Below are 20,536 nucleotides of genomic sequence, written 5' to 3' on the forward strand. Positions count from 1 at the left end.
CGGGGGATGATACGATAAATCCGAGGTATTCGCACGATTCACCATATTGCATCATTCGCTTATCCTTTATAGCGTAGAGAAGAGGCCAAAAACCAATACAGCAATTGACTATTGGGTGCTACCATCGGATTTCCTCTTCTTTTTGCATCCACGACACAACCATGCAAACGACCACTGAATACGTCTGTGATGTTTTAATCATTGGCAGCGGTGCTGCCGGGCTTTCACTGGCATTGCGTCTGGCTTCGCAGGCCAACGTGACGGTATTAAGCAAAGGTCCGCTCAACGAAGGCGCGACATTTTATGCTCAGGGCGGCATCGCAGCTGTTTTCGATGAAGCCGACACCATTGATTCTCATATCGAAGATACCCTGATCGCCGGTGATGGCCTGTGTGAGCGGGAAGCCGTTGAATTCATCGCCAGTAATGCTAAACACTGCGTGCAGTGGCTGATCGAACAAGGCGTATTATTTGATACCGAAACCAGCACCAGCGGCGAAGAACGTTATCATCTCACGCGCGAAGGTGGCCATAGCCACCGCCGGATTCTGCACGCCGCGGATGCGACAGGAAAAGAAGTGGAAAACACGCTGGTGCAGAAAGCGTTATCTCATCCAAATATTCGGATTATGGAACGCTGTAACGCCGTCGATTTGATTACCTCGAATAAGCTGGGTTTGCCCGGTACACGCCGCATTGTCGGTGCTTATATATGGAACCGTGAACGGGAGCGCGTAGAATCCTGCCGGGCGAAAACGGTGGTTCTGGCGACCGGAGGCGCATCCAAAGTTTATCAATACACCACAAATCCCGATATTTCCTCTGGTGATGGCATAGCCATGGCATGGCGCGCGGGTTGCCGCGTGGCAAATCTGGAGTTCAATCAGTTTCACCCGACCTGCCTGTTCCACCCACAGGCGCGAAATTTCCTGTTAACAGAAGCGTTACGCGGTGAAGGGGCGTACCTTAAACGCCCCGACGGCACACGCTTTATGCCCGATTTCGATACCAGAGGCGAACTGGCACCGCGTGATGTTGTCGCCAGAGCCATTGACCATGAGATGAAACGGCTTGGTGCAGACTGCATGTATCTGGACATCAGCCACAAACCCGAAGCGTTCATCAAACAGCACTTCCCCACTATCGATGAAAAATTACAGTCTCTCGGCATCGATCTGACGCGAGAAGCGATACCGATCGTACCGGCAGCGCACTATACCTGCGGTGGCGTGATGGTTGACCAGCATGGGCGTACCGACCTTGACGGTCTGTATGCGATTGGCGAAGTCAGCTATACCGGATTGCATGGCGCAAACCGCATGGCGTCCAATTCTTTGCTGGAATGTCTGGTTTATGGCTGGTCAGCCGCCGAGGATATTTTGCAACGCTTACCGCAGATCAAAGCGGTGAAAAAATTGCCGGATTGGGATGAAAGTCAGGTAGACAATTCCGACGAACAGGTGGTGATCCAGCATAATTGGCACGAACTGCGTTTGTTTATGTGGGATTACGTTGGGATCGTGCGCACCACGAAGAGATTAGAACGAGCACAACGCCGCATCCATCTGCTTCAACAAGAAATCAATGAGTACTACGCCCACTTCCGTATTTCCAACAATTTGCTGGAACTTCGTAACCTAGTACAAGTCGCCGAACTCATTGTCCGCTGTGCATTGGAAAGGAAAGAAAGCCGTGGACTGCATTACACTCTGGACTACCCAGAACAGTTTGAAGCCCCGACGCCAACTATTCTGGTGCCGTAACTCACAAAAATAATAATCCGCAAACAATAGCTAAGACAGAAAAGGCAGACGCAGCTAAACGCGTCTGCCTTCTACATAAAAAGATAGAAATCTTTTGTCAGTTGCTGAAAATCGCTCGAATAACACTTTGCTGCATCACGGATGACCAGTGAGGAATTCACACATTCTCTTTCCTGACGAGACAGCGCCAGCAAAATGCGGTGCACAGGTTTATCTTCCCGTTCCGATACACGAAGCTGTTGGTGAACGTACCAATGATGTTGCTGCGCCAGGGGAATAAAATGCTCCACAACCTGAACGGGCAGCACCACGCAAAAAAGCCCTTCGGGCATCAGCAGTTGATGCGCACAGTGCAACAGCGCGTCATGGGTTAACGAGGTGGTATAACGCGCCTGCTCACGCTCAACCGACCCACATGCGATCCCAGGTTGGAAATAAGGCGGATTACTGACAATCAACGAATAATGGGGACTTCGCGTCGCGGCGAAACCCACGATATCCTCAGCATAAACCGTTATTCTGTCAGCCCACGGTGAAGCAACGATGTTTTCTTTCGCCTGCTGACTAGCCGCGCTATCCAGTTCGACGGCATCAATCTGAACATGCGGCTCGGAGCGTTGTGCTAGCATCAGCGCAAGGAGGCCGGAACCGCTGCCGATATCCAGAATTCGCGTGGCAGAGGAAACCGGAGCCCAGGCTCCCAGCAAAATACCATCGGTTCCCACTTTCATGGCACAGCGATCGTGCGCCACAAAGAATTGCTTGAAGGTAAATCCATCCTGACGCAATGTCAGTTTATTATCAGCCTGATGACTCATGAAAATAAGATTCCAAACACAAACCGCAGTAGCATAGGTGAAACATCAGGGCAGGGAAAGTGCCGATGTCTGCTTAAACAGGTGAAGAAATCGGCCAATCCGTCTATAATCGGCGCCCCAAATAGAGGTAGACCATGACTGTAACCAATTTTTCCGAGCTCGATCTTGATGAAAGCCTGTTAGACGCCCTGCGTGATATGGGTTATGAACGTCCGACTGCGATTCAAGCCGAGGCAATCCCTCCGGCGATGGAAGGCCGTGACGTACTGGGCTCCGCGCCAACAGGAACAGGTAAAACCGCCGCCTATTTGCTGCCGGTTTTGCAGCATCTTATCGATTTTCCTCGTAAAAAATCAGGTCCACCTCGTATTCTGATCCTCACACCAACCCGTGAACTTGCCATGCAGGTAGCCGATCAGGCACGTGCATTCGCGGCACATACGCATCTGGATATCGCCACGATCACTGGCGGCGTGGCCTATATGAACCACGCAGAAGTGTTCAGCGAAAATCAGGATATCGTCGTCGCGACGACCGGCCGCTTGTTGCAATACATCAAAGAAGAAAACTTCGATTGCCGCGCGGTAGAAACACTGATTCTGGATGAAGCGGACAGAATGCTAGATATGGGCTTCGCCCAAGATATTGAACACATCGCCGGGGAAACCCGCTGGCGCAAGCAAACGCTGCTGTTTTCTGCGACGTTGGAAGGGGACGCGATCAAAGATTTCGCCGAGCGTCTGCTCAATGAGCCGGTTGAAATCGAATCCGACCCATCTCGTCGGGAACGTAAAAAAATTCTGCAATGGTATTACCGCGCCGACGATCTCAAACACAAAACGGCTCTGCTTTGCCATCAGTTAAAGCAGCCAGATGTTACGCGCTCTATCATCTTTGTACGCAAGCGTGAGCGAGTTCATGAGCTGGTAGCCTGGCTGCGTGAAGCGGGCATTAACTCATGCTATCTTGAAGGCGAAATGGTGCAAGCCAAGCGCAACGAGGCGATCAAACGCATGAGCGACGGCCGGGTTAACGTGCTGGTGGCAACAGATATCGCTGCGCGTGGTATTGATATTAACGATGTCAGCCATGTATTTAACTTCGACTTGCCGCGCACAGCAGATACTTATCTTCACCGCATCGGCCGCACCGGCCGCGCGGGTCGCAAAGGCTGTGCCATCTCTTTCGTTGAAGCGCACGATCATCTGCTGCTGGGAAAAATCAGCCGCTACCTGAATGAACCGTTAAAACCGCGCGTCATTGATGAACTCCGCCCAGAGACGAAAGCACCAAGCGCCAAAACGACGGGAAAACCGTCGAAAAAAGTGCTGGCTAAGCGGCAAGAGAAAAAAGAGAAGGAAAAAGAAAAAGTTAAAGTGAAGGTTCGCGATCGCGACAGTAAAAATGTGGGTAAGCGTCGTCAACCAACGCAGAAAACCAGTGAACCGACCGGCGAATAAACCCGTTGGTGTGAACACGATAAAAACACAGATGTAAAAAAGGGAGCTTCGGCTCCCTTCTTGTTAAGGCTTAAGTAACAACTTACAGGCTTGCGGTAAAAGTACGAGCGATAACGTCGCGCTGTTGTTCCGGTGTCAATGAGTTGAAACGAACCGCGTAGCCAGACACGCGAATGGTCAGCTGCGGATAGTTTTCTGGGTGCTTAACCGCATCTTCCAGCGTCTCACGGCGCAGAACGTTTACGTTCAGGTGTTGACCACCTTCTACACGCACTTCAGGTTTGATTTCCAGCGGAATTTCACGATACTCGATCTGACCCAGATCGCTCATTGGAACGATTTGATCTTCGCTATAACCCGATTTCGCACACACGCAACGCGCCTGTGATTTTTCTTCATCCAGCAACCAGAAGGAATTGATCAGAGCGCTGTCGTTAGCCTTGGTGATTTGAATACCAGTAACCATAATTGCCTCCGTAAAACGGCGTGTTATTGTCTTAGTTAAAAACTGACTTAGTTAAAATCGCTATCGGTAAAAAACGGCCAGATTTCATAGCGATCGTATAAAACCGTTTGTATCTGCCTCCTATATACCAGTCTGATAACCAGATATCCTTGACTTAAATCAACTTTAAGACCTTGCAACTTAGCCATGCGAGGGCAATATATTGTTTTATATCAATTTTACCACCACATCGAATTGCAAATATTTTTGTAAATTTTCAATTTTTTTTCAAAAAAATCATTTTAATCCTGGCAACAGCGGTTACGGTTTTACCTCGCCACGATAGATCGGTAAGCTACCCCTAACACCATTCAACCTGTAAAAAAAGAGTGCATGATGGCGACCTCTCTCACCTGGCATGACGTGCTGGCACAAGAAAAGCAGCAGCCTTACTTCATTAATACCCTTGAATTCGTTGGAAAAGAACGTGCAGCGGGTAAAACTATCTATCCCCCGCAGAAGGATGTTTTCAATGCGTTCCGCTTTACTGAACTACATCAGGTCAAAGTCGTCATTCTCGGGCAAGATCCCTATCACGGGCCGAATCAGGCGCACGGGCTGTCATTTTCCGTTCGCCCAGGCGTGCCCGCTCCGCCTTCTTTGGGTAATATTTATAAAGAACTGGCGAGCGACATCCCTGGATTTGAAATTCCACGGCACGGTTTTCTGCAAAGCTGGGCAGAGCAAGGTGTTCTACTGCTAAACACCGTACTAACGGTTGAGGCCGGGCAAGCGCACTCGCATGCTAATTTGGGCTGGGAAACGTTTACTGACCGCGTCATCGCGGCATTGAATGAACAACGGGAAGGTCTGGTTTTTCTACTGTGGGGCTCTCATGCACAGAAAAAAGGCAACATCATTGACCAACAGCGCCATCATATTCTGAAATCGCCGCACCCTTCCCCACTGTCTGCACACCGTGGTTTCTTGGGCTGTAAGCATTTTTCTCAAGCTAATCAGCTTCTGGAACAGCAAGGGCTGTCACCAATAGACTGGACGCCAAGGCTCCCAGAAGAGGCTTAAACGATAACGGTTTGGTTGTCTTCAAAAAACGAAGGCGGCCAACTGTCATTTACGAGAAATCGCTGACTACAGTATTGAGCAAATGAGAAACGTTGATTGAATACAAATATATCGAGAAAAGGAATAAATAAGAATTCATTCGATGATTTGGTGGAGCTAAGCGGGATCGAACCGCTGACCTCTTGCATGCCATGCAAGCGCTCTCCCAGCTGAGCTATAGCCCCACAACGTGTGGAATATTCGTGATAATCAACCAAACAGAGGGAGTGTTTGGTGGAGCTAAGCGGGATCGAACCGCTGACCTCTTGCATGCCATGCAAGCGCTCTCCCAGCTGAGCTATAGCCCCATATCTTACAGTATTACCGTAAAGGCAAGTACCGTGCGAACGCGTCGCATAATATGAAACCCGATTAGCAGTGTCAACGGCTAAATCCGCTTATCCGATCAACCGCTGAAAAAGACGCCAAAGGTGAGAGAAAACAGGCGGCAATTTCGGTGTCATCTCATCATAAGCACAATAAAAAAGCTGCTAACGATAACGCGATTTATTATCATTATTTCACGTTACGCTTCTGCCTCCTATATAAACCTCATCACATGCGCTATTTTCCTATGATTGTATTTTCTCTGATGGTATCGGCCTCTGGCATGTTGCCTGCTCGGGCACAGCCAACTATCCCTGATATGACCGAACAAGCAAAAGCTCAATTTGAGATCAAACACGTTGAAATGAAAAGCGATGCACAGCATGTCTATCGGCTTTTCATCGCGATCCCCCGCCAACCCGAACCTAAAGGCGGTTATCCGGTTCTGTACATGCTGGATGGCAACGCTCAGTTCCCCGTTGCCGTAAACAGCTATAATGCAAAAAATGGCGCAGCACCACTGATTGTCGCTGTCGGTTATCCGATCGATAAACCTTACGATATTCCCGCCCGTACGCGAGACTACACGCTGCCAACGACACTCACCGATCCAGATTTTGCCGCAGGCGGCGAAGCGGAAGCATTTTACCAATTCCTGCAATCCACGGTAAAGCCTTGGGTTGAAGTGAACTACGCCGTCAATAAGCAGAAACAAACACTGGCCGGGCACTCTTTCGGCGGTCTGTTTACGCTCTATACGCTGTTTAACCACACCGAATCTTTCCAGCGTTATGTTGCCGCAAGCCCGTCTATCTGGTGGGGAAATGGCGTCGTGATTCCGGCAAGAACGCCGCTGCTCGCTACACCACCGCAGTCAATAACCGTCACGGCAGGAGCAAATGAAGATGAGCCAGCTAAAACACAGGCGGGTAAACCTGTTGATGAAAAACGGGCAGAACGGCTCAGCCAAAGAAAAATGGTGGAAAGAGCAACAGCACTGGTCGCACAGCTCAACGAACAAGGCACAAAAGCCGACTTTATTCTGTTCCCCGGTAAAGGGCACGGCGACGTGATCCCCGATGCCATCGGTAAAGCGGTTGCCATTGCTGGTCAATAATTCCCATACCACGCCATAAAAAAATGAACCCCGGCCAGAAGCTGGGGTTCATTTTATATAACGCTATTCACGCGATAACGATTACTGTTGCGCTTCACGCTCGGCGATGAACGTCAGTGCTTTATCGATACGCGCCAGCGAACGCTGTTGACCAATCGCGTGTACCGTAACGTCAACACCTGGAGACTGGCCCGCCCCCGTTACCGCAACGCGCAGCGGCATACCGACTTTACCCATGCCCTGACTCAGCTCATCCGCCGAGCTCTGAATAGCATGATGGATGTTCTCCGGCGTCCAACTCGTAATCGCGGCCAGTTTCTCACGAACCAGTTCAAGCGGTTGACGGGCAACCGGACGCAGATGTTTCTTCGCGGCATCAGCGTCAAATTCCGCAAAATCTTCATAGAAATAACGGCAAGAATCTGCCATTTCTTTCAGCGTCTTACAACGCTCGCCCAGCAAACCAACCAGTTCGCTCAACTGCGGCCCGGTGCGCGTATCAATTCCTGCTTGCTCGATATGCCATGACAGATGCGTCGCCACGTATTCTGCTGGCAAATGGTTAATATAGTGATGATTCAGCCATTGCAGCTTCTCAGTATTGAAAGCGCTCGCGGACTTGCTGACCGCATCCAGCGAGAACAGAGACTTCATCTCATCAATAGAGAAGATTTCCTGATCGCCAGATGACCAGCCTAAACGCACCAGATAGTTCAACAGCGCCTCCGGCAAATAGCCGTCATCGCGGTATTGCATCACACCGACAGCACCGTGCCTTTTGGACAATTTCTTACCGTCGTCGCCCAGAATCATCGACACATGCGCATATTCTGGCACTGGTGCGCCCAGCGCTTTCAGGATGTTGATCTGACGCGGTGTGTTGTTGATATGGTCTTCACCGCGGATAACGTGCGTGATTTCCATATCCCAATCATCGATAACGACACAGAAATTGTAGGTCGGTGAACCGTCAGTACGGCGAATAATCAGGTCATCGAGTTCCTGATTGCTGAATTCGATCGGCCCACGAATACGGTCATTGAAGATCACCGAACCTTCTTGTGGGTTGAGGAAACGCACAACGTGCGGCTCATTATCAGCATGATGTTCGTGAGAACCACGGCAACAGCCGTCGTAACGTGGCTTATCACCCTTTTCCATCTGCTGCTCGCGCAGGGCTTCCAGACGCTCTTTAGAACAGTAGCACTTATAGGCCGTACCGTTTTCTAACATCTGATCAATAACAGCGTTGTAGCGGTCAAAACGCTTAGTCTGGTAGTACGGGCCTTCATCCCAGTTCAGGCTCAGCCAGTTCATACCATCCATAATGGCATCAATCGCGTCCTGAGTTGAACGCTCCAGATCGGTATCTTCAATACGCAGCACGAACTCACCGTCCTGATGACGGGCAAACAGCCAAGAGTAAAGTGCGGTACGAGCGCCACCGACGTGAAGATAGCCAGTAGGACTAGGGGCGAAACGGGTTTTGATTTTCATTTGGGATTACAGCCTTATTACGCAACGACTGTCGGCAAGACCGACATAAGCTCAGAGAACAAAAGTGGGCAACATTCTATCACTCTGCCTCGATTCCTCAACGCCGTAACATGCCACACGCGTGTTTATTCTGGGAGAAATGGCAAGATAGCTCGCCGAATCGCGCAAGGATGCAGCGTCAATGACGATAAATACGACGCCTTGTCTAATTTTGCAACGAACAATCATTTTAGTTTTAAAAAGCGTTGACTCATATTCAAGGATCCCTATAATGCGACTCCACACAGCGGGGGTGATTAGCTCAGCTGGGAGAGCACCTCCCTTACAAGGAGGGGGTCGGCGGTTCGATCCCGTCATCACCCACCACACTTTACGAACTTTAAGTAAAAGTGTCTCGCTGTGTAAAGTAAGAAGATTTGAGATTGGGTGATTAGCTCAGCTGGGAGAGCACCTCCCTTACAAGGAGGGGGTCGGCGGTTCGATCCCGTCATCACCCACCAATCTCTACCAGCTGGTCTTCTTATTAGAAATTGAAGTAAACGTAGTACAGAAGTGGGTGATTAGCTCAGCTGGGAGAGCACCTCCCTTACAAGGAGGGGGTCGGCGGTTCGATCCCGTCATCACCCACCACTTCTGCGGGTCGTTAGCTCAGTTGGTAGAGCAGTTGACTTTTAATCAATTGGTCGCAGGTTCGAATCCTGCACGACCCACCACTTCCGCAAAGTGATTCCTCTCTGAAGCAAATCCACCAACATTATCTATTGCACGTGTCGTGTAGGTGAGAACCTGCGTTCAGGTTCGAGCCGAGCGAAGCGAGACAGCAACGCGTCAGCGTTGACCCCGAAGGGGCGAGGCCAAAGGCCGAGTCATCCTGCACGACCCACCACTTCCGCAAAGTGATTCCTCTCTGAAGCAAATCCACCAACATTATCTATTGCACGTGTCGTGTAGGTGAGAACCTGCGTTCAGGTTCGAGCCGAGCGAAGCGAGACAGCAACGCGTCAGCGTTGACCCCGAAGGGGCGAGGCCAAAGGCCGAGTCATCCTGCACGACCCACCACTTCCGCAAAGTGATTCCTCTCTGAAGTAAATCCACCAACATTATCTATTGCACGTGTCGTGTAGGCGAGAACCTGCGTTAACTGATTCGTATTGATTTTACAGAAAAATCAATGAGGCACCGCAGCCTTACTCGACTGCAGCACCTGAATCTCACGCCAATACGGCCAAGTCCGCTGCATCAAAACCGCGTAATTTATTAGTCTGTCCAGAACGTACTTTTTGCACCCATTGCGCATCAGAGAGCAATACCCGGCCGACAGCGATCAAATCAAACTCCTCTCGCTCCATCCGCGTATACAGATTATCCAGCGCTGCTGTACCAGAACCTTCACCACCAAACGCAGCAAAGAAATCTGAGGTCAACCCCACCGATCCAACGCTGATTGTCGCCGCCCCTGTCAGCTTTTTCGCCCAACCGGCGAAGTTCAGCCCTTCTGCCCCATCAACTTCGGGGAACTCAGGCTCCCAGAAACGGCGCTGGGAACAGTGGAGAATATCTACACCAGCCTCAACCAGCGGTGCCAACCAGTCCGTCATCTCATTTGGAGAGGTAGCAAGTCGCGCGCTGTAATCCTGCTGTTTCCACTGGCTAACACGCAGGATCAACGGGAAATCCTGACCAACAGCCGCTCGGACAGCGCGGATAACCTCTGCGGCAAAGTGGGAACGCTCACGGATCGTTGCTCCGCCGAAAGCATCTGTACGCTTATTCGTACCCGACCAGAAGAATTGATCGATCAGGTAGCCATGTGCGCCATGCAGTTCCAGCGTATCAAATCCCAGTCGTTTAGCATCGGCTGCCGCATGGGCAAAAGCCGCCACGGTATCGGCTATGTCTTCTTCCGTCATCACCACACCACGGGGTTCATTCGGTCCAACCAGTCCAGAGGGGCTTTCAACAGGCGCATCCGGTTCCCAGCCGCGACCATGTGTTGAGCCAGTATGCCAAATTTGTGGACCAATGCGACCACCTGCGGCATGGACCGCTTGAGCCACGGCATCCCAACCCGCCAGCGCCGCTTCACCATGAAAAAACGGGATCCCCGGCATATTACGCGAAGCGGGACGATCGACCACCGTCCCCTCCGTCAGAATAAGTCCTACGCCCCCTTCTGCACGACGGCGATAATATTCCGCATTCGCCAGACCGGGAATGCCGTTTTCAGCCATACCTCTCGTCATCGGTGCCATAACAATACGGTTAGGAAGGGTTAACCCTTTCAGCGTGAAGGGACTAAACAGAACATCATCAGACATAAATATTTCCTTTTATGGTTTAATGCGTAATGCGCTAGCAACGTCAAATATCAATTAGATACCCAACCTATATGCTTGTACGACACTTGCAACATAGCGTATCGTACCATCCTCCACTATCTGGATTTTGATTATTCAAGTCAGCGTTCCTTCTCATAACATCTTGTTATTGCGTTATACCTATCCATCATTAGACTGCCATCATCGTAGTGCTATGCTTATCGGCGTTCATACGCTTCACCTAATTTTTTGACAAAAAATATCAAATTTATTTGTTTTCTATTCAGGCGCTAAATCAACGACACTGCCGCCTTATATCAAATAGCACTTTTCGCTTACTCATGAGGTTGTCTAGTATGATTTCTCAGTTGAATCAGTGGTTCACGCGTTTAACCGATCACCCTGACGCAGGTAAACTTTTACTGCGTTTAACCGTGGGTATTCTGCTGCTGTTTCACGGCGTAGCAAAAGTAGAGCACGGCGTAGGCTGGATCGTACAGATGCTACAAGGCGCAGGTCTGCCTGGTTTTATCGCTTATGGCGTTTATGTGGGCGAAGTCGTTGCGCCAATTCTGATTATTCTGGGCGTGTTTACCCGTATTTCCGGCTTGATCGCCGCGCTGACACTGGTTGTGGCGACGCTGATGGTGGGCACGGCTAAATTCTTTACCCTGACTAACGTGGGTGCATGGGCGCTGGAAGTCGAAGCGCTCTATTTCTTTGCTGGAATCATTATTATGCTGGTGGGCAGCGGCCGTTACTCTGTAGCGTCTAACTCCGCTTATCGTTAATTCTTGTCATACAAGCATTAACCGTTAAAAAAACCCGCGAATCCGCGGGTTTTTTGTTGCCATAACATGCCAATCAGATTTCCCAATCGTGGCTATAACGCTTGGGCTTAAACTGAATCACGTCACCTTTCTGCAACCCTTCCAGGCTCACATCGTCTTTTGCTACTTCTGCTTCAATCAGTTCCGACTGCTCACCCAGTTTCAACGACAGACGCGTTAAAGCACCGAGCGGGCGAATATCACGCACGGTCACCGCCTGATAGCCATCCTGTGCCTGAACGGATAGCGATACTTCATGCGGACGGAACAGAATGGTTTCTTCCGTTTGCGCCACTTTCAGCCGGTTACTGTCGCCAAGGAAATGGTAAACAAATTCGCTGGCTGGGTTGTTATACACTTCCGCAGGCGTACCAATTTGTTCAATGACTCCTTTGTTCATCAGCACGATACGGTCGGCGACTTCCATCGCCTCTTCCTGATCGTGTGTCACAAATACCGATGTCAGATCGATATCTTCATGCAGTTGAGACAACCAGCGACGCAGCTCTTTACGCACCTTGGCATCCAACGCACCAAAAGGTTCATCCAGCAGCAGAATGCTCGGCTCAACGATCAATGCACGTGCCAGTGCAATACGCTGACGCTGGCCACCGGAAAGCTGTTCAGGATAGCGATCCCCCAGCCAGTCCAACTGCACCAGATTCAGCAATTCATGCACTTTCTTTTCGATCTCACTTTTCGATGGGCGGATATTCTTCGGCTTCATTCGCAGCCCAAACGCGACGTTATCGAACACCGTCATATGGCGAAACAGCGCATAGTGCTGGAATACAAACCCGACGTTACGTTTACGCACATCGTGAACGGACACATCCTGACCGTGGAAAATAATACTGCCGCTATCTGGCTGCTCCAGCCCGGCGATAATACGCAGCAGCGTGGTCTTACCGCAGCCCGATGGCCCCAGCAGCGCCACCAGTTCACCGCTGTGGATCGACAAATTAATCTCGTTCAGCGCCCGAAACTGGCCAAATTGTTTATTAATATTGCGAATCTCAATGCTCATTTTTGGCCAACTCCTGTTGTTTCTGTATTTGCTTCGTCAATCGGCTCTCACTCCACTGGCGCAGCAGCAGTACGACCAGTGACATAATTAGCAGCAGGATCGCCACGCTGAAAGCCGCAACGATATTGTACTCGTTATAAAGAATTTCGATATGCAGCGGCAATGTGTTAGTCAGGCCGCGAATATGGCCGGAAATGACGGAAACAGCACCAAATTCCCCCATCGCACGCGCGGTGCACAGCACCACGCCGTAGATCAACGCCCATTTCACATTCGGCAGCGTAATGTGCCAGAACATTTGCCAGCCGTTCGCCCCCAGCAGTCGCGCCGCTTCTTCTTCCTGCGACCCTTGTTCTTCCATCAGCGGAATCAGCTCACGGGCAACATAAGGCAACGTGACAAAAATCGTCGCCAGTACGATGCCCGGCACGGCGTAAACAATTTGCAGATCGTGTTCCAGCAGGAAAGGATAGATCTTACTTTGTGCCCCAAACAGCAGCACATACACCAGTCCGGCAACCACAGGGGAAACAGAAAAGGGCAAATCGATCAGCGCCAGCAGGAAACTTTTGCCACGAAATTCGAACTTCGTCACACACCACGCCGTCGCCAGCCCGAATACCACGTTTAGCGGTACAGAAATGACGGTTGCAAGCAGCGTCAGCTTAAGCGCAGAGATCGCATCCGGTTCGCTAATCGCGTCCCAAAATGCCCCAACGCCTTTATCCAGTCCCTGAGTCACCACCATCATCAGCGGCAGTACCAAAATCAGGAAAAAGACGACCCACGCCAGTGAAACCAGAATGTAATAGGCTGCGGGCTGTTTTTTTCTTTTAGCTGCGCTGGCCTGAGAGGAAATAACCTGTTCCATGACGACCAGCCCTTACAATTTCGGTTGAATGCGACGCTGCAACACATTAATCAGCAGCAGCATAATGAAAGAAACCAGCAGCATGAATACGCCGATCCCAGTTGCCCCTTTGTAGTCATACTGATCGAGCTTAGAAACGATCAGCAACGGCAGGATCTCGGTTTTAAACGGGATGTTTCCCGCAATAAACACCACCGAACCGTATTCCCCCACGCCACGCGCAAAGGCTAGAGCAAAGCCCGTCAGCCATGCCGGTAACAACGCAGGAAGTAACACATGGCGGAAAACCTGAAGCGGTCGCGCACCAAGACAGGCGGCGGCTTCTTCCACTTCTTTGGGAATATCGGCCAACACCGGCTGTAGCGTTCTGACGACGAAAGGCAGCGTGACAAAAATGAGCGCCAGCGTGATACCAATGCCGGTGTAGGCAATTTTGAATGGAAATAGCGAACCAATCAGGCCATTCGGTGCATACAACGCCGTCAGCGCGATCCCCGCGACTGCGGTTGGCAGGGCGAAGGGCATGTCGATCATAGCATCGATCACTTTACGTCCGGGGAAGGTGTAACGTACAAGCACCCACGCCAGCAGCGTCCCAAGAATACCGTTGATAAAGGCAGCAGCCAGTGCAGTGCCAAACGAAAGCCGCAGGGAAAACAATACCTGACGGCTAGTGATCAAATCCCAAAACTGGCCAAACGTTAGTTGGCTGGCATACAAAAACATCGCAGCCAATGGGATAAGGACAATTAATCCTAAATAGCTCAGGCTGAACCCTAACGTTAGCCCGAAACCGGGAATCACTGAGGAAGAACGCTGTGACATACCGTGCCTTTAATTTTCATACTCACTACTCAGCCAACAACTGCTTGCCGACACGCGCTACCTGACGGAAGGTTCTGAACAGCTGTCACCAGCCTTTTTAACCTGAAAAAAGCCGCTACGGTAATAGCGGCCTTAATCCGTCAGACGTTAAAACTTACTTATTGATCTCTTTAAAGATTACGTCGAACACCCCACCATCGTTAAAGAATTTATCTTGTGCCGCTTTCCAGCCGCCGAAATCCTTATCGATTGTCACCAGATTCACTGGGGCAAACTGATCTTTAAACTCTTCGGCAATCTTGGCATTACGTGGGCGGTAGAAGTTTTTACCGATGATGCGTTGCGCGTCATCGCTGTAGAGGTATTGCAGATAAGCTTCAGCCTGTTTCTGCGTCCCTTTACGCTCAACGACTTTATCGACAACGGCAACGGGTGGTTCGGCCAGAATCGACAGCGACGGTGTGACGATTTCAAGCTGATCGCCGCCCTGCTCTTTCAGAGAAAGATAGGCTTCGTTTTCCCATGCCAGCAATACATCGCCTAACTGACGTTGTACAAAACTGATGGTTGCACCACGTGCACCAGTATCCAGTACAGGAGCATGGCGATACAATTCGGTGACAAATTTCAGTGCGGTTTCATCGTTACCACCCGGTAGAGCTTTGGCATAGGCCCAAGCCGCTAGGAAGTTCCAACGTGCGCCACCAGAGGTTTTCGGGTTTGGCGTGATCACTTCAACGCCCGGTTTCACCAAATCGTTCCAGTCTTTGATTTGCTTCGGATTACCTTTGCGCACCAGGAAAACGATAGTGGAAGTATAAGGGGTACTGTTGTCAGGCAAACGCGCCTGCCATTTAGGATCGATCAGCGGTTGATTCAGGTTTAATGCATCAATGTCACCCGCCAGCGCCAGCGTCACTACGTCAGCCTGCAAGCCATCAATGACTGAACGCGCCTGTTTTCCAGACCCACCGTGCGAATTTTTGATCGTGATATCTTCGCCCGTGGTCGCTTTCCAATGCTTAATAAACGCCGCATTGTATTGTTGATACAGTTCACGCGTCGGATCGTAAGACACGTTTAGTAATTCGGTAGCCGCCGAGGCCACACCAGAAAATAACAGCGCTGCCGTAGCAACAGATAACCCCAGACGACGTATTGACATTCTTATCACTCCCTAACCTTAATGCTGGAAAGTATTTAGATGAAATAATGATGAATGTGGCTGGTTAGGCCGTTTATGCGGTTATCGAACTGACAACGACAATATGGAAGTGACAATAGTGGATATAGGGAAGGGGCAAAAATATTGTTTCGCGATAATTTATGCTATCGCGTTATATTGTTAATGGTTATGTCATAGTTTCCAGTCTAAGCAATTTTGTGATGGCTGAAGACCGAAATAGATAGCCTGATGCCGTGCGGCATCAGGGTTATACGGCGGAAGGTCGATTTAAGTAAAGGCGGGTATCTTTCTGTCCTACTCTTCTTCATCCAACTGTAAAGCCACGTACAGCAGCAAACGGTCGTCGAAATTCCCCAGATCTAATCCCGTGAGTTCAGAGATACGATTAAGACGATACTCCAGCGTATTACGGTGGATAAACAACGCTTTCGCCGTCGCACCAGGTTGAACGTTATTACGGAACCAGGCCCCCAACGTTCGGCGCAGCAGACCATTGCCGTCCATTGCCTTAAGCTTTGAGAGCGGGCGCACCAGCTCGTTTGCCTGCCAGCCGCCACGCAGGCTATCTAGCAGTACGGGCAACATCAGATCCTGATAGTAATAACAGCGTTGGGCGGGCATACGCTGCTTGCCTACGCTCATGGTCGTTCGCGCGGTACGGTAAGAACGAGCAATACTGCCGGGGCCAGCAAAGTAGTTCCCTAGCGCCAGCCGTACGCGTAGCCGACTGCTTTCTGCCATACGCGACATCAACGTGTCCACGCGCCTGCGATGATCTTCTGCATCCCAGCGCCCATGGCTGTTCAGCGCCGGTTTTAGCACCACCATTTCCGTCAGAGAAACAATCGCGATCAGATTGTCACGCTCCGGCGTGGTCAGCAGCGTTTGTAGCTGCTGTAGCTCAGCCATTGCCGAGTCTACGCCGAGCTGGCCGCTGTCCACTTCGATCACCGCAGCGACGCGAGGTTTATTCAGATCGATACCTAAACGTTGTGCCCACTCCATAAGAGCAGGCGACAAATCGTCGGTACGGATCAGGTTCAGCACCAGCTCTTCACGCAGACGACTATCCTGCGCCAGCATATGCAGCAGCCTCGCCTGTTCCAGCATCATTTCTGCCGTCATGCAGACGAGTTCGCCATATTGTCGCAGCTGGCTAGGATTCCCCGTCAAGCCGATAACGCCAACAATCTCACCATCAATGCGCAAGGGTAAATTAATACCCGGACGCACGCCGTGCAGGTGGCGCGCCACGGCGTCATCAATATCAACAACCCGCCCCTGCGAGAGCGCCAACAGCGCCCCTTCGTGTAATTCCCCCAATCGTTCCTGATCGCCACTGCCGATAATCTTGCCGCGAGCATCCATCACATTAATATTGCTATCAATGATCTGCATGGTTCGCGCGACAATATCCTGTGCCATCTTGGCATTGAGATGATACGACGCCATTTTTACCTCTGAGAGGAACATTGACAATTGCACCAGCATACCGCCACGCGGTGCCCCACACATTGTGCAAATTAACAAAGAAACAGGAATTAGGTTAAATCTGTGGGAGAACTCACAAAAGCGCTTTCAGAGAGAAGCGAGAGACAGCCGGGCACCCGCGTGCCCGGCCAGAAAACTAACGTAACAGATTGTCTTAAAAGGTAATTATTAACTTATGCGCTAAACAACCCGATTACTGAGCCAACAGATAAATTGAACTGTCACCGCGGCGTACATTCAAGGCTAATACCGCTGGTTTACTGTCCAGAATTTTACGCAGTTCACCAATATTCTGTATTGCCTGCTGGTTAACACCGAGAATGATGTCATCCTTCTTCAGGCCAATTTTAGCCGCAGCAGAACCGGGTTTGACGTTATCCACTTTAACGCCTTTTTCGCCATCCACCTGCGTATTGCTCAGCTCCGCCCCTTCAATACCGGAATAGAGATTACCGGAAGCCACCTGAGCCTGATTACTTTGTTGCAGCGCCACCTCGACGGTCAGCGGTTTACCTTCACGCAGCAGCCCCAGCGCCACTTTGCTGCCCACCGGCAACGAACCGACCTGTGCACGCAATGCGGAGAAGCTGCTAACCGCCTTACCATTCAGCGTGACGATCACATCACCTGCCTTGATACCCGCCACATCCGCCGCCGATTTCGGCCGCACTTGACTCACAAACGCACCGCGCTGTGCATCAACCTTCATCGCCTGTGCCAACTCGGAATTCAGTTCCGTTCCGGTAATGCCCAGCTCACCACGTTTCACTTCACCAAATTCGACAATCTGTGCGACAACGCTTTTCACCATGTTGCTGGGAATGGCGAAACCAATCCCGATATTGCCGCCACCAGGGGCAAGAATCGCGGTATTCAACCCAATCAACTCACCATTCAGGTTCACCAGCGCACCGCCAGAATTCCCGCGATTGATCGCTGCATCGGTCTGAATAAAGTCCTCGTAATTTTCAATATTCAACCCGCTACGCCCCAGCGCGGACACAATGCCCGATGTCGCGGTTTCTCCCAAACCATACGGGTTACCAATCGCGACCGTATAATCACCTACCCGTAACTGATCGGAATCCGCAACCTTAATCGCCGTCAGGTTTTTAAAGTCTTTCAACTGTATCAGCGCGATATCTGAACGCGGGTCTTTGCCTAACACTTTACCGTCATACTTGCGGCCATCGCTGAGTCGAATCTGAATCTTATCGGCGTTATCCACCACGTGGCTGTTGGTCACCACGTAGCCTTTTTCCGCATTAATCACGACGCCTGCGCCCAACGCCTGGAAGTTTTCCTGTTTTGGTTGTGGTTGACCGTCGTCATCGTCACCGTCTCCCTGACACATCGGCGATGACTGGAACGGCGATCCTTCCTGACAGAAAGGCGAGTTTTCGCCAAAAAATGGCTGAAGCTGTGGCGGAATATTTTCTTTGCCTAAATTATTCTCTCTATCCTGATTGGTGGTATGTCCTTCCACGTAGATACTCACGACGGAAGGCATAATTTTTTCCAGCATAGGAGCCAGGCTGGGTAATTGACCCGATGATGCAGCAGATGCCGCTGACTCAGCCGCATTCGCCGTAGTTGAACCCATCGCCATCGCCAGACTTAACGCCAGCGCACTCAGGAGCAGTGATTTTTTTTTCATAGGAGTCTATCTCATAGTAATCAACACGCGAGTCTTACGGCCCGTGTACCCGACACCGGGTACACTCAGTGCTCGTGCTGTATGAGATAAATATGAACCAACAAGGTTCCCAAGGGGAAGATCGTGAAGCGTAAGGAAATATTGAACGGCTTTACAAAACTCGCGATTTCCGTTGCAGCCTGTTCATCGCTAATCCGCCGCCATCAGTTTGCGGTACTCGTCGTAGGCATACAGATCCGTCATACCGCTGATGTAATCCTGAATCAGGCGGGCTCGATAATAATATTCACGGACGATTTGCTCGGTTTCTGGTAGCCCTTCCAACTCACTGACAGCTTCACGATAGGCCAAACAATGCTTGCTAGATAGCTTGTGATAAAGCCGCGTTTCGATCGGATAACGCCGATGGGTATCCTCGCGGACGAGCTGGCCGAAATCCAGATAGGGCATCTCAAGCAGCGGACTATAAATATCCAGCAGGCCGCGAATCACACGGTCGCCCTGTAGCTCCAGTTGCTCAACCTCATGATGGTTAAAAACATGCTTTAAGGCGACACGTTTAAAGATACCTAACAGACGGTTCTGCGGACTGTCGTCCTCAAGCAAGGCCTGATTGAACGATCCGGCATAGACCTCCGGCAGGTTGTCGATAAAACGCAGCGCGGCATGTGGCACCATCTGACCCACAGTGTAAACGCGGAGATTCATAAAGAACTGATCATCGTGACTGCGCCACTGAAAGCGCTCGCGCTCTTTGTAAGCACGTTCAATGGTTTTAGCAAAGATGTCTTTCTCTGCGCCTGCCCCCCAATTCTCACGCAGACGATCGTAAAGTTCTTCGATCGTGAGGATATCTTTCTCGACAGCATCTTCTAAATCCGCGATACAGTAGGAAACATCATCGGCCGCTTCCATAATATAGCTCAGCGGGTGGCGATGAAATTCGCCCATATCCAGCTCTTCACGCAACCTGACAACAAAGGCTTCCTCTGACAGATAGTAGCCCGGTTTCTTCATCAAATAATCGTAATCGGTAGGAAGCTCACCGCGCCAATACGCAGGGCGGGTATATTTCAGAATACAAGCCACTTGCCCGTAAGTCAGATTAAGCTTGAGCAACGTATGTACCAGACGGATCGCCTGCGCATTACCTTCAAAATGGCTCAGATCTTGCCGGATCTGTGCGCGTAGATCGTCCAGCCCATCTTGCCGCATCCGCAGCGTAGGGACTCGACAGTCATCGACGCGTTCCGGGGATTCGCTGTCCAGATAATGGCTATCCAGTAATGTCCTGAACCATTGATTAATCGCGGACTCACCAAAATGGCCAAACGGCGGATTGCCGATATCGTGCATCAGGCATGCCATTTCAACCAAACTTTCAAACGGCGTTTGCCTGTCGTCCAGACCCAATACCACCAGTCGATCATCGGCTTGCAGGCGGTGCAAAATCTCTTTGGCGATGTAGCGGCCAACCTGCTGTACTTCCATCGAATGGGTCAGACGGGAGCGGACGGCCGCATTACGTTCTAGTGGAAAGACTTGGGTTTTTTGCTGTAAACGGCGGATGGCAGCGGAATTGATAATACGACCACGGTCGCTCTCAAACTGGCGCACAATCGCATAGCCATTATCAGCCGTTTTAGGTCGACTGTAATGCCGCTGAAAGCTCATTTTTTTGGCGAAATCGATAGTAGCCATACGGTTTTCCTTGTCATTACGCTACAGCACAATGATGGACACGCCATCTCCCCTTGCTAGCCATGATAGACTAACGTCCGC

The 20,536-nt window shown here is 50.7% G+C and carries 16 protein-coding genes, 6 tRNA genes and 2 other RNA genes; 11 read left to right on the plus strand and 13 right to left on the minus strand.

The annotated features are described in order from the left end of the window. The first annotated feature begins 161 nt into the window (after positions 1-161). A complete protein-coding gene (gene nadB / locus AACH44_RS14650) occupies positions 162-1,763 on the plus strand; it encodes an L-aspartate oxidase (protein WP_261847727.1) in 1,602 nt (533 codons plus the stop codon). A gap of 71 nt (positions 1,764-1,834) precedes the next feature. Here the strand turns inward: nadB and trmN are convergent, their stop codons facing one another. Continuing rightward, entirely contained in the window at positions 1,835-2,581 is a 747-nt protein-coding gene (gene trmN / locus AACH44_RS14655) for a tRNA(1)(Val) (adenine(37)-N(6))-methyltransferase TrmN (RefSeq protein WP_261847728.1), read from the minus strand. Positions 2,582-2,715: 134 nt separating this feature from the next. On the opposite strand from trmN, the gene srmB reads away from it, so the two are divergent. Then, positions 2,716-4,041: an ATP-dependent RNA helicase SrmB gene (srmB, locus tag AACH44_RS14660; protein ID WP_261847729.1), complete on the plus strand. Its 1,326-nt coding sequence runs from the start codon at positions 2,716-2,718 to the stop codon at positions 4,039-4,041. 82 nt (positions 4,042-4,123) lie between these two features. Here srmB and grcA read toward each other — a convergent pair whose 3' ends face one another. Beyond that, positions 4,124-4,507 carry an autonomous glycyl radical cofactor GrcA gene (grcA, locus tag AACH44_RS14665; RefSeq protein ID WP_011094805.1) on the minus strand — a complete coding sequence of 128 codons (384 nt, stop codon included), beginning with the start codon at positions 4,505-4,507 and terminating at the stop codon, positions 4,124-4,126. 375 nt (positions 4,508-4,882) lie between these two features. Here grcA and ung point away from each other — a divergent pair, with 375 nt between their 5' ends. Next, positions 4,883-5,569 carry a uracil-DNA glycosylase gene (ung, locus tag AACH44_RS14670; protein WP_012822888.1) on the plus strand — a complete coding sequence of 229 codons (687 nt, stop codon included), beginning with the start codon at positions 4,883-4,885 and terminating at the stop codon, positions 5,567-5,569. A gap of 148 nt (positions 5,570-5,717) precedes the next feature. Here the strand turns inward: ung and AACH44_RS14675 are convergent. Then, a tRNA-Ala gene (locus AACH44_RS14675) sits at positions 5,718-5,793 on the minus strand. Positions 5,794-5,840: 47 nt separating this feature from the next. Next, positions 5,841-5,916: transfer RNA gene (locus tag AACH44_RS14680), tRNA-Ala, on the minus strand. Positions 5,917-6,182: 266 nt separating this feature from the next. On the opposite strand from AACH44_RS14680, the gene AACH44_RS14685 reads away from it, so the two are divergent. Continuing rightward, entirely contained in the window at positions 6,183-7,052 is an 870-nt protein-coding gene (locus AACH44_RS14685) for an alpha/beta hydrolase (protein WP_261847730.1), read from the plus strand. 81 nt (positions 7,053-7,133) lie between these two features. On the opposite strand, the gene gltX is transcribed toward AACH44_RS14685, so the two are convergent. Further along, positions 7,134-8,549, minus strand: a complete 1,416-nt coding sequence (gene gltX / locus AACH44_RS14690) for a glutamate--tRNA ligase (protein ID WP_261847731.1) — start codon at positions 8,547-8,549, stop codon at positions 7,134-7,136. A gap of 290 nt (positions 8,550-8,839) precedes the next feature. Here gltX and AACH44_RS14695 point away from each other — a divergent pair. From AACH44_RS14695 to AACH44_RS14720, 6 genes are all read left to right on the plus strand, one after another. Next, positions 8,840-8,915 (plus strand) — tRNA-Val (locus AACH44_RS14695). A 58-nt stretch (positions 8,916-8,973) separates the two neighbouring features. Continuing rightward, a tRNA-Val gene (locus AACH44_RS14700) sits at positions 8,974-9,049 on the plus strand. A gap of 54 nt (positions 9,050-9,103) precedes the next feature. Beyond that, positions 9,104-9,179: transfer RNA gene (locus tag AACH44_RS14705), tRNA-Val, on the plus strand. Positions 9,180-9,186: 7 nt separating this feature from the next. Then, positions 9,187-9,262: transfer RNA gene (locus tag AACH44_RS14710), tRNA-Lys, on the plus strand. A gap of 45 nt (positions 9,263-9,307) precedes the next feature. After that, positions 9,308-9,435: non-coding RNA, RtT sRNA (locus tag AACH44_RS14715), on the plus strand. A 45-nt stretch (positions 9,436-9,480) separates the two neighbouring features. Continuing rightward, positions 9,481-9,608, plus strand: a non-coding RNA gene (locus AACH44_RS14720) — RtT sRNA. Positions 9,609-9,760: 152 nt separating this feature from the next. Here AACH44_RS14720 and AACH44_RS14725 read toward each other — a convergent pair. Next, positions 9,761-10,867 (minus strand): NADH:flavin oxidoreductase, encoded by a 1,107-nt coding sequence (locus AACH44_RS14725; protein ID WP_261847732.1) that lies wholly within the window; start codon positions 10,865-10,867, stop codon positions 9,761-9,763. Between the two features lie 356 nt (positions 10,868-11,223). Here AACH44_RS14725 and AACH44_RS14730 point away from each other — a divergent pair, with 356 nt between their 5' ends. After that, the gene (locus AACH44_RS14730) at positions 11,224-11,658 is read left to right on the plus strand and encodes a DoxX family protein (RefSeq protein WP_261847733.1); all 435 of its coding nucleotides are present in this window, start codon (positions 11,224-11,226) and stop codon (positions 11,656-11,658) included. Positions 11,659-11,731: 73 nt separating this feature from the next. On the opposite strand, the gene AACH44_RS14735 is transcribed toward AACH44_RS14730, so the two are convergent. The 7 genes from AACH44_RS14735 to dgt form a co-directional block, all read right to left on the minus strand. Next, positions 11,732-12,724, minus strand: coding sequence for a sulfate/molybdate ABC transporter ATP-binding protein (locus tag AACH44_RS14735; RefSeq protein WP_261847734.1), 993 nt, complete (start codon positions 12,722-12,724; stop codon positions 11,732-11,734). Next, positions 12,714-13,595 (minus strand): sulfate ABC transporter permease subunit CysW, encoded by an 882-nt coding sequence (cysW, locus tag AACH44_RS14740; RefSeq protein WP_261847735.1) that lies wholly within the window; start codon positions 13,593-13,595, stop codon positions 12,714-12,716. The genes AACH44_RS14735 and cysW overlap by 11 nt, the downstream gene beginning before the upstream one ends. A gap of 12 nt (positions 13,596-13,607) precedes the next feature. Next, positions 13,608-14,420, minus strand: a complete 813-nt coding sequence (gene cysT, locus AACH44_RS14745) for a sulfate ABC transporter permease subunit CysT (RefSeq protein ID WP_107168728.1) — start codon at positions 14,418-14,420, stop codon at positions 13,608-13,610. Between the two features lie 154 nt (positions 14,421-14,574). Next, on the minus strand, positions 14,575-15,579 hold the full coding sequence (locus AACH44_RS14750; protein WP_425606655.1) for a sulfate ABC transporter substrate-binding protein: 1,005 nt from the start codon (positions 15,577-15,579) through the stop codon (positions 14,575-14,577). 321 nt (positions 15,580-15,900) lie between these two features. After that, positions 15,901-17,058 carry a CdaR family transcriptional regulator gene (locus AACH44_RS14755; protein WP_015841264.1) on the minus strand — a complete coding sequence of 386 codons (1,158 nt, stop codon included), beginning with the start codon at positions 17,056-17,058 and terminating at the stop codon, positions 15,901-15,903. A 232-nt stretch (positions 17,059-17,290) separates the two neighbouring features. After that, on the minus strand, positions 17,291-18,754 hold the full coding sequence (gene degP / locus AACH44_RS14760; RefSeq protein ID WP_261847737.1) for a serine endoprotease DegP: 1,464 nt from the start codon (positions 18,752-18,754) through the stop codon (positions 17,291-17,293). A gap of 189 nt (positions 18,755-18,943) precedes the next feature. Continuing rightward, positions 18,944-20,455: a dGTPase gene (gene dgt, locus AACH44_RS14765; protein WP_261847738.1), complete on the minus strand. Its 1,512-nt coding sequence runs from the start codon at positions 20,453-20,455 to the stop codon at positions 18,944-18,946. Positions 20,456-20,536: the final 81 nt, after the last annotated feature.

The organism is Pectobacterium araliae, from assembly GCF_037076465.1.
In the GTDB taxonomy this organism is placed as follows: Bacteria; Pseudomonadota; Gammaproteobacteria; order Enterobacterales; family Enterobacteriaceae; genus Pectobacterium; species Pectobacterium araliae.